The sequence below is a fragment of the Enhygromyxa salina genome, from assembly GCF_002994615.1.
GTDB classification, from domain to species: Bacteria; Myxococcota_A; Polyangia; order Nannocystales; family Nannocystaceae; genus Plesiocystis; species Plesiocystis salina_A.
This window is the reverse complement of record NZ_PVNK01000305.1, coordinates 1-8,541: the sequence shown is the minus strand read 5'-3', so window position 1 is coordinate 8,541 and position 8,541 is coordinate 1. Positions and strand designations below refer to the sequence as shown.

Below are 8,541 nucleotides of genomic sequence, written 5' to 3'. Positions count from 1 at the left end.
GGGGGGGTCAAGAGAGCCCCCTTTTAGGGGGCCACGCAAACGACGGCGAAGCTCATACCAGCCCACCGAGCGAGGAACGAGCGACCGGCCGCTTGCGGCCGTGCGTGGCGCCGTAGCTGACGGCCGGGGGGGTCAAGAGAGCCCCCTTTTAGGGGGCCACGCAAACGACGGCGAAGCTCATACCAGCCCACCGAGCGAGGAACGAGCGACCGGCCGCTTGCGGCCGTGCGTGGCAGAGTTGCTGACGGCCGGGGGGGTCTAAATTAACCCCCGTGCCCGATGAGGTAGACGCGGTTGAGGTCGAAGTCGCCCCAGCCGGCCTCGAGCGCGGCGGGGTCGAGGCTGTCGGGCGCGTTCATGAGCACTGGCGCCTCGTTCTCGGGCCAGTCGGTCCAGTTCCCGTTCGCGTCGAGGCGATAGATCATGTCGTTGTCGAACCCATTCCACGCTGTCCACCAGATGATCTGCCCGAACAGCTCGGGGTTCGCGAGCACGGCGGCCCAGTTGCGCTTGGAGGTGGCCTGGGGCGGTGCTGGTGGCGGATCGTCCATCAGCATCGCGCTTTGGTTGTAGTTGTTCGACCCGTCCTCGAACACATCATACAAAAACGCCTCGGGGTGCGATGAGAAGATCAGCCCACACGTGTCGGAGTTGATCGGCGGCGTGTAGGTCACGGAGTCGATGTCGAGATCGGACAGCAGGGCCCAGCGATCGGCGATCTCCTCGGGCGGCTGCCAGTTCCCACCAATGCGTCGGTAGTACATCCCGTCCCCGCCCCAGACCAAGAGCTGGTCCCAGACCTCGAGGTAGGTCGCGGCCAGGGGCTCGACGCTGCACGGCGGCGCGTTGGGCCCCGCCCACAGGGCGTCGAGCGGTTGCTGATCCCAGTTGTCGTTGTCCAAGTGGTGGATGTAGAGGGTGCGATTGCAGACGTCGCCGTCGCCCGAGTCGCCGTCGCCGTCGCCGTCGCCGTCGCCGTCTCCGTCTCCGTCTCCGTCTCCGCCCGTGTCGCCGTCGCCGTCGCCGACCGTGTCGCCGTCGCCGTCGCCGACCGTGTCCCCGTCGCCGTCTCCGACCGTGTCGCCGTCGCCGTCGCCGGTCGTGTCGTCGTCGTTCCCGTTGAGGCTCGAGAACGTGTCGGTGCCCAGGGTTTCCTCACCGGTCGAACAGCCAGCGAGACACAACGCAGCGAAAATCACAGTGCGACGCATGCTGGGAATCTACAGCGTCTTCGTGCCTCCTGCGAACAGGAGGCAGCGGCCGTGTCATCGCCTCGCCAGGTCGCGGTTCAAAATGCGCCAGAGTTGTGACGAAGCACATCACAGCCCACCGCAGGCGGGGGCGCAGCGCTCGAGCGAGCGGCCGCTTGTGGCCGTGCGTAGCAAGGTCCCACAGGCCTTGTTCGGTTCAGCGCTCGAGTCGGGACTCAGACTGCGCACAGCTGACGCAGCGTCGCGCCGTAGCGAGCCGCACGCTTGGCCCCGAGCTCGGGACACTGGTCGAGGTCGAGCTCGGCGCCGTCGTGGCTCACGAGCCACGCGAGCGCACGCGGGGGCAGGACCACCTGGGGCGGCAGCTCGCGTCGCTCGGCCTCCTCGCGTCGCCAGCTCTTGATCGCCTTGGCGCGGGCGGCCTCGCGCGCGGGCGGCCGCTGTTTGGCCGGGCGCTCGGGCACCTTTGGCGGCTCACGCAAGGCCTGCTCGATGACCTCGAGCAGCTCGGCGCCGTGGCTGCGCGCGAACGAGGCCCGCAGCCGCGCCCGTCGCAGCGCCGCGTGATCCGTCGGCGCCCGCTTGGCCAGCTGGACCAGCGGCTCGTTGGCGATCAGGCGACCCGGCGGATAGTCGAGCTCGCGACCCTTTTGATCGCGCCAGGTGTAGAGCGCGGCCAGCAGCCCGAGTCGATCCTTGCGCAGGTCGTTGATGCCCTTGAGCCTCCACATGCGCGCGGGGTCGAAGCTGTTGTCGTGGGCCGCGGCCTCGGTCACGCCGCGGTTGGCGATCTCGAGCTCCTCGTTGAGGTCGGCGTCGGCGATCAACCCGACCAGCTCCGCGCCGACCTCCGGGAGGTGGACGACGTCGTCGAGGGCGTAGCGAAGCGCGGAGGCGTCGATCGGTCGGCGACCCCAGTCGTACTGGGTGTGCTCTTTGGCCAGCTTGATCCCGCACACGGCCTCGACGACCGAGGCGTAGCCCGTTCGGCGCCAGCCGAGGAAGCTCGCGGCTTGCTGGGTGTCGAACACGTTGGTCAGGCGCAGCGAGAAGTCGCGCTTGAGGCAGGCGACGTCGTACTCGCCGCCGTGGACCCAGATCCGGAGGTCGGGGTTGGCGAGGGGCTCGGCGAGGGGCGCGAGGGTCTCGGGCTCTGGCCCGTCGCCCGCGAGCGCGAAGGGGTCGAGCAGCCACAGCTCGCCGCCGACGTTGAACTGGAGCAGGCAGACGCGCTCGCTGTAGACGAACATCGAGTTGGATTCGCTGTCGAGCGCGACCCACGGGGCCTCGCGCAAGGCTGCAGCGAGCTGCGCGAGCGCGTCGGCGTCGCGCACCCAGCTGTGGTCGGGCAATTGCGCCATCGCGGCACCCTAGCAGGAAAGCTCGGGCCCCCGCGGCCGTCGGCGACGCTGCCACGCACGGCCGCTCGCTCGGTCGCTGCGCTCCCTCCCGCGGTGGCCTGGGATAGGCCACGCTGCCTCGACCTCGCTTTGCTGGTACCTTGAGGGCGATGGACAGCGGGCACGCGGAGCTCTCGGCCTACAGCGTCCGCCTCGCGCGCCCCAACGACGTCGCCGCGCTCGCCCGCGTCCACGTCGCCAGCTGGCACCACGCCTACCGCGGCATCATCGCGCCGCACAACCTCGCACACACCAACTTCTCGCGCAGCGTCAGCCGCTTCCGCGGCTACTTCTGGGGCGGCGGCCAGAGCTTGTCTGCGCTCCACGTGCTCGAGGGCGAGGGGGGCGTGCTCGGCTACGTCAACAGCGGCCTGAGCAACAGCCGCGAGCTCGGCGTCCGCGGCGAGGTCTACGAGCTCTACCTCCACCCCGACGCCCACGGCCGCGGGTGCGGACGCAAGCTCCTGAGCGCCGGGTTGTGGGCGCTCAGCGGCCGCCGCCTGCTGCCGGCCGTCGTCTGGGTCCTCGCCGAGAATCACCCGGCGCGGCGCTTCTACGAGCGCATGCGCGGCCGCGAGATCGCCCAAGGTGAGGTCACCACGGGCGACCAGGTCCTGGCCAAGGTCGCCTACGTGTGGGTCGACTACCTGCCGTGGCCCGAGTGGACGCTCTAGCGCCTGGTCCTCGCGGGGCCTTTCGAGAGGCCCCTCGCTGCGGCGGCGAAGCCCCCTCCGCTCACCCCAAGGGGCTCGCCGCTCAGTCCTCGGGCACGGGGAAGCGCATGGTCACGAATTCCTCCGCGGCCGTCGGATGAATCCCGACCGTGGCGTCGAAGTCCCGCTTGGTCGCCCCGCACTTGATCGCAACCGCGAGCCCCTGAACGATCTCCGGCGCGTCATCCCCGATCATGTGGGCCCCAAGCACGACGCCGCTGGGTTTGTCGACGACCAGCTTGACGACGACCCGATCCTCGCGGCCCGAGATCGTCGCCTTCATCGGTCGAAAGCGTGAGCAGTAGACCTCGACCGACTCGTGTTGCTCGCGGGCCTCGGCCTCGGTCAGGCCGACCGTCCCGACCGGCGGCCGCGAGAACACGGCCGTCGCGATGTTGCGGCGGTCCATGATGATCGGGTTCTTGTTGAACAGGGTCTCGGCCATCGCCCGGCCCTCGTTGATCGCGACCGGCGTCAGGTTGATGCGATGGGTCACGTCGCCGACCGCGTAGATGTTGGGCACGGCGGTTCGGTTGCGCTCGTCGACGACCACGCCGCCGTCGGAACGCAGCTTCACGCCGACCTCCTCGAGCCCGATGTCCCTGCTGTTGGGCGCCCGCCCGGTCGCGTAGATCAGCGCGTCGGTCTCGATGAACTCGTCGTGGTCGAGCAGCAGGCTCAGCGCGCCCGAGCTGCGCTTGTCGATGCTCCGGACCTGGACCTCGGTGTTGATCTCGATCCCGCGGGCCCGCATCGCCTCGGCGAGGCGCTCGCGGATCTCGGAGTCGAACCCGCGCAGGACGTTGTCGCCGCGCAGCAGCATCGTGACCCGTGACCCGGCGGCGCTGAAGATGCCGGCGAACTCGACCCCGATGTAGCCGCCGCCGACGATCGTCAGGCGCTTGGGCAGCTGCTCGAGCTCGAGCGCCTCGTTCGAGGTGATCGCGTGCTCGATGCCGGGGATCTGGGGCAGGGCGGGCCAGCCCCCCGTGGCGATCAAGATGTACTTGGCGGTGTAGCGCTTGCCCGCGACCTCGACGGTGTGGGCGTCGATCAGTCGGCCGCGGCCCTCGATCAGCGCGACCTTCGAGTCGGCGAGCAGGCGCCGGTAGATGTTCTCGAGCCGATCGAGCTCGGCCTCCTTGGCGGCCATCAGCTTGGGCCAGTCGAGCGTGGGCTCGCCGACCTCCCAGCCGAAGCCGGTCGCGTCCTCGAGGTGCTCGGAGAACGAGGCGCCGTACATCAGCAGCTTCTTCGGCACGCAGCCGCGCATGACGCAGGTTCCGCCGATGCGGAGCTCCTCGCAGATCGCAACCCGCGCGCCATACTCGCCCGCGCGGCGGCTGGCAGCGACGCCGCCCGAGCCCGCGCCGATCGTGAACAGGTCGAAGTCGAAGTCGAGGTCGGAGTCCGGCACGGCGCGACGCTAGCCTTGCCGTGGTCAAAGCTCAACACCGCTGGTAGCGTGAACACCAACGAACATGGCCACCGTCGTCGAAATCTTGCTCCTCGCGCTGCCGTTGATGGTCGTCTCGTTGATCGCGGGCCTCGGTCTGAGTGTCGTGGTCATCGCCAAAGAGGGCCGGGGTCGCTCGCGGATGGCGTCGCAGGTCGTCGGGCTCGTCAACCTCGCGCTGATCCTCCCGCTGACGCTGCTCTCGTGGGCCGCCGAGACCCGCGACGTTCGCTACATGTTCATGTTCGTCGCCGCCGCCTTCGCGCTCATCGGCTATCTGGGTTTGCGCCTGCCCCAGCGTTTTCGAGACTAGCAGCCCGGGGTGCTAGCAGGCCGCTCGTGCCGGTCGTGGTTCGTCGACTTCTGACCACCCGACGCGGGTGAAAATCGGGTAGTCTGGCTCGTAGACTTGCCATGACGCCGCCCATGGAAGATGAGCCGCGCCTCACGCCGCGGCAGGAAGATGGCCCCACGCTGGCGGAGCCGGAGCCGGAGCCGGGCCCGAGCCTGACCGGGACGGTGCTGCTCGATCGCTACCGCGTCAACGCCAAGATCGGCGCCGGGGGCATGGGCACGGTCTACCTCGGCGAGCACACCACGATCGGCAAGGAATTCGCGATCAAGGTGCTCAGCAACGAGTACGCGCACCGCAAGGATCTCGTCGAGCGCTTCCTCCGAGAGGCCCGCGCGGCCTCGATGATCCGCCAGCAGAACGTGGTCGAGATCACCGACTACGGCGACACCCCCGAGGGCTCGGTGTTCTTCGTGATGGAGTTCCTCGACGGCGAGGATCTCGGCGCCTTGCTCGCGCGCGAGCAGCGGGTGCCGTGGGATCGTGTTCGCCACCTGATGATTCAGGTCTGTCGCGCGCTCGAGGCCGCCCACGCGGCCGGCATCATCCACCGCGACATGAAGCCCGACAACTGCTTCCGGATCGAGCGGGGCAAGGATCCGGACTTCATCAAGGTGCTCGACTTCGGCATTGCGAAGATCGAGAGCGGCGAGCAGGGCGGCAAGCCCCTGACCCAGACCGGGATGATCTTCGGCACGCCCGAGTACATGTCGCCCGAGCAGGCCCAGGGCGACAAGGTCGACCACCGCGTCGACATCTACGCCGTCGGCGTGATCATGTACGAGCTGCTGTGTGGGCGCCCGCCCTTCGAGGGCTCGACCTTCATGGCCATCCTGACCAAGCACATGTTCGAGGTCCCCGAGGCGCCCTCGAAGCGGGCGCCCGATGCCGGGATCCCGCCCGAGGCCGAGGCGATCGTGCTCAAGGCCATGCAGAAGGACCGGGCCTACCGGTTCCAGACCATGACCGAGATGATCGCCGCGATCGAGGCGGTCGGGACGGGGGCGGGGGCGGTCGAGGTCGTGCAAGAGTCGATCGCGCGGCCCGAGGGGGGGCCGACGGGCTTCGCCCCGCACCAGGTTGGGGACGGGGCTGCAGCGGTTGGGGCTGCAGCGGTCGGGGCTGGGGTCGAGGCTGCGCCGACGCAACGTTCGGGTCGCAAGCTGATCGCGGGGTTCGCCGGGCTCGCGCTTGTGGCCGCGGTGGTCGGCTACGCGGTGTTCGGGCCGAACAGCCAGGCCAGCGAGAACTCCCCGAGTGATCCGGTCGTCGTCAACGAGCCCGAGCCCGAGCCCGCTCCCGAGCCCGCTCCCGAGCCCGAGCCCGCGCCTCAACCGGTCGCGTCGGACCTGACCCCCGTGAAGCTCGAGTTCGAGACCAACGTGCCCGCGCAGATCCTCGACGCCCGTGATCGCGCGATCTTTGGCACCAGCGACGCTCCCGGCGGGCTCGAGTTCGAGCTGTCGGATCAGCCCGTCAAGCTGATCTTGAGCGCCGAGGGCTACGAAGAGCTCGAGGTTGAAGTTGTGCCCAACCGCGAGAGCAAGCGCTACCAGTACGAGCTGGTCGAGATCTCGACCAAGCCCGGGACCAAGCCCGGGAAGCGTCCGCGACCGCGGCCGAGCGCGGCCCCCGAGCCCGAGCCCGAGCCCGAGCCCGAGCCCGCCGCGAGCAGCCACAAGCTGCCGACCAAGGGCCACAACGACGGCGACCTCAAGAACCCCTTCGACAACTAGCAGCCCGGGGTGCAAAGCCGCGCGCCGCCTCGCTTGGCCTCTTCGCCGAGGGCTTTGTCGCCAAAACTTGCAGTACGCCCGTCTTGTCCGCCGCTGGCCGTGGTTCCAGACCAGTGAGCCGCCGACCGACGCGAGCGCGTTGATCTGCTCGTAGTCGGCGTAGGCGAGGACGTCGGTGACGACCGCGTCTTCGTTGATCGCCGACTCTTCACCGGTCTCGGCGGCGTCGTCGGGCGCGCTCAGGGCACCGGGGCCAGGCTGCGGTGAGCGGGGAAGCGGATCGACGACTCCAGGATCATCGGCAGCGCTTGGACTTGCCACGCCTTGGTGTGGGCTGCGTCCATGTGGCGCGCGAACCCGGCCTCGTCCGCGTAGGCCTCGTAGAACACGAGCTCATTTCGGTCTTCGCTGATCAGGACATCAAAGAACAGGTTGTCCGGCTCGGCGCGGCTGGGGCCGACGATCGCGAGGGAGAGATCGATCAGCTCCTGCGTCCGACCGGGTAGGGGCTGAAAAACGATGGTGATGGCGTACATGGCGAGGTCCGGGTCGAGCGCTGTGGAGTCACCGGCCGGCTGGCCGGCCGGTGATTTGGAGTCCGAGTATGCAACGCAGTTGGGGCGCTTTCGCGCGATTCAGGACACCCGATGGTGAAATCCATCACGCGAGATCGGCGACGCGTCGTGTACGCCGAATGAGGTCGTAATGCGCCGCGAACGCGTCGACCTCTTGCTACCGAGCTAGCAGCCCGGGGTGCTAGCAGCCCGGGGTGCTAGCAGCCCGTGGTGCAATGCATCGTGTCGCCTCGCGCCGGAATTTTCGCTGAGGGCGCGAAGCCAAAACGCGGCTGTACCGGGCGTACTGCAAGTTTTGGCGACAAAGCCCTCGGCGAAAAGGCCAAGCGAGGCGGCGCGAGGCATTGCACCACGGGCTGCTAGGCTGCGAGCGCGATCGCCAGATCGTCACCGAGCTCGAAGATCGCCTCGCGGTTGCTCGGGCTCGCGCCGCCCATGGTCAAGAACCCGTGGATCAAGCGCTCGTGACAGCGATAGTCGACGGGGATCCCGGCTGCGCGCAACGCCTCGGCGTAGGCGTGGCCCTCGTCGCGCAGGGGGTCGAAGCCCGCGGTCCGGATGATCGCGGGCGCGAGATCATCGAAGCGCGGGGATAGCAGCGGCGAGACCAGCGGGTCGGTCGCGTCCTCGGGGCTGCGCAGGTACTGCTCATGAAACCAGGCCATCATCTGCTCGGTCAGCATCGCGCCCTTGGCGAAGTGGACGCGCGAAGGGAAGGGCGCGTCGTCGATCGGGGCCGAGCACGTGCTCGGGTAGACCAGCACCTGCTGCGTTGGCTGGGGCTCGCCCGCGTCGCGCAGGCGGTGGCATATACCCGCGCCGAGGTTGGCCCCGGCCGAGTCGCCGCCGAGCGCGACCCTCGTCGGATCGGCGTCGAGCTCCGCGGCGTGTTCGCGGATCCAACGGAAGCTCGCGAACCCGTCGTCGCTCGCGGCCGGGAACTTGTGCTCGGGGCTCTTGCGGTAGTCGACCGCCACGACCACGCAGCGCGCGCGTTCGGCGAGCGAGGCACAGGCGCGCGCGTGGGTGTTGAGTCCGCCGATCACGTAGCCGCCTCCGTGGAGCCACACGAGCAGGGGCAGGGGGGCGGAGCTGGGC

Annotated in this window: 8 protein-coding genes; 3 read left to right on the top strand and 5 right to left on the bottom strand. The window is 69.1% G+C overall.

Annotation, left to right across the window (positions count from 1 at the left end; all coding sequences use genetic code 11):
- Nucleotides 1-263: 263 nt before the first annotated feature.
- Nucleotides 264-1,211: a hypothetical protein gene (locus tag ENSA5_RS38780; protein WP_181198464.1), complete on the bottom strand. Its 948-nt coding sequence runs from the start codon at nt 1,209-1,211 to the stop codon at nt 264-266.
- Between the two features lie 215 nt (nt 1,212-1,426).
- Nucleotides 1,427-2,572, bottom strand: coding sequence for a ribonuclease D (locus ENSA5_RS34580; RefSeq protein ID WP_106395993.1), 1,146 nt, complete (start codon nt 2,570-2,572; stop codon nt 1,427-1,429).
- A 149-nt stretch (nt 2,573-2,721) separates the two neighbouring features.
- Between ENSA5_RS34580 and ENSA5_RS34575 the strand changes: the two genes are divergently transcribed.
- Nucleotides 2,722-3,285 (top strand): GNAT family N-acetyltransferase, encoded by a 564-nt coding sequence (locus tag ENSA5_RS34575; RefSeq protein ID WP_106395992.1) that lies wholly within the window; start codon nt 2,722-2,724, stop codon nt 3,283-3,285.
- A gap of 82 nt (nt 3,286-3,367) precedes the next feature.
- On the opposite strand, the gene gor is transcribed toward ENSA5_RS34575, so the two are convergent.
- Complete coding sequence (gene gor, locus ENSA5_RS34570) at nt 3,368-4,741, bottom strand: glutathione-disulfide reductase (protein WP_106395991.1); 1,374 nt, start codon at nt 4,739-4,741, stop codon at nt 3,368-3,370.
- Between the two features lie 64 nt (nt 4,742-4,805).
- On the opposite strand from gor, the gene ENSA5_RS34565 reads away from it, so the two are divergent.
- Complete coding sequence (locus ENSA5_RS34565; RefSeq protein ID WP_106395990.1) at nt 4,806-5,093, top strand: hypothetical protein; 288 nt, start codon at nt 4,806-4,808, stop codon at nt 5,091-5,093.
- 101 nt (nt 5,094-5,194) lie between these two features.
- The gene (locus tag ENSA5_RS34560; RefSeq protein ID WP_106395989.1) at nt 5,195-6,868 is read left to right on the top strand and encodes a serine/threonine protein kinase; all 1,674 of its coding nucleotides are present in this window, start codon (nt 5,195-5,197) and stop codon (nt 6,866-6,868) included.
- Between the two features lie 239 nt (nt 6,869-7,107).
- Here the strand turns inward: ENSA5_RS34560 and ENSA5_RS34555 are convergent, their stop codons facing one another.
- Both ENSA5_RS34555 and ENSA5_RS34550 read right to left on the bottom strand, forming a co-directional pair.
- Nucleotides 7,108-7,404: a putative quinol monooxygenase gene (locus ENSA5_RS34555; RefSeq protein WP_106395988.1), complete on the bottom strand. Its 297-nt coding sequence runs from the start codon at nt 7,402-7,404 to the stop codon at nt 7,108-7,110.
- Nucleotides 7,405-7,802: 398 nt separating this feature from the next.
- Nucleotides 7,803-8,541: alpha/beta hydrolase (locus tag ENSA5_RS34550; RefSeq protein WP_106395987.1), on the bottom strand; the 739-nt coding region annotated here is incomplete at its 5' end.

Bases quoted from the DNA above. Each gene is read 5' to 3' on its own strand.
- ENSA5_RS34560 (WP_106395989.1), top strand. From the start codon at position 5,195: ATGACGCCGCCCATGGAAGATGAGCCGCGCCTCACGCCGCGGCAGGAA.
- ENSA5_RS34575 (WP_106395992.1), top strand. From the start codon at position 2,722: ATGGACAGCGGGCACGCGGAGCTCTCGGCCTACAGCGTCCGCCTCGCG.
- ENSA5_RS38780 (WP_181198464.1), bottom strand. From the start codon at position 1,211: ATGCGTCGCACTGTGATTTTCGCTGCGTTGTGTCTCGCTGGCTGTTCG.
- ENSA5_RS34555 (WP_106395988.1), bottom strand. From the start codon at position 7,404: ATGTACGCCATCACCATCGTTTTTCAGCCCCTACCCGGTCGGACGCAG.
- ENSA5_RS34565 (WP_106395990.1), top strand. From the start codon at position 4,806: ATGGCCACCGTCGTCGAAATCTTGCTCCTCGCGCTGCCGTTGATGGTC.
- ENSA5_RS34580 (WP_106395993.1), bottom strand. From the start codon at position 2,572: ATGGCGCAATTGCCCGACCACAGCTGGGTGCGCGACGCCGACGCGCTC.